Here is a 519-nt window from a genome sequence, read left to right as displayed (position 1 = left end):
CGGGGCGGCGGCAGCGGAAGAGGGGGAGAAGAGACAGGAGGGGGGCGGGACGAGACGCGCGGCGCCGCGCCGCGCGAGGGCAAGCAGCGCGGGGCGGGCGGGCAGCGAGGCGGCCGCGGAAAGAGGAAGGAGGAAAGAGAGAGAAAAAGAGGAAAGGAAGGAAAGGGAAAAAGAGGAAAAAGGAGGAGAGAAAAGAGAAAGGGAAAGGGAGGAAAGAGGGGAGAGAAGGAGAAGGGAAGAGAAAGAGGAAAGGGAGAAAGGGGAGGAGGAGAGAAAGGGGGGGGAGGGGGGAAGAAGAAGAAAGAAGAGAGGAAGAAGAGGAGGAAAGGAGGAAGGGGGAGAAAAAGAAAGGAAAGAGAGAGGAAAGAAGAAAAGAAAGGGGGGAAGAGGAGGAGAGGAAAGAGGGAAGGAAGGAGAAGGAGGAGGGAAAAAAAAAGGAAAAAAGGAGGGGAAGAGGAAGAGGGAAAAAAAAGAGGAGAAGGGGGAGGAAAGGGGAAGGAAAAAGGAAGGAGCATGGGA

1 protein-coding gene is annotated in these 519 nt (G+C 56.1%); it reads left to right on the top strand.

Features of this window, described 5'->3' with window-relative positions; all coding sequences use genetic code 11:
* Positions 1 to 519: hypothetical protein (locus tag KW845_RS29785; protein WP_218372945.1), on the top strand; the 519-nt coding region annotated here is incomplete at both ends.

Source organism: Bordetella sp. BOR01 (assembly GCF_019218885.1).
Classification (GTDB): Bacteria; Pseudomonadota; Gammaproteobacteria; order Burkholderiales; family Burkholderiaceae_B; genus Bordetella_A.
Note: the sequence above shows the minus strand (reverse complement) of the source record. Positions and strands in the feature narration are given on the sequence as shown.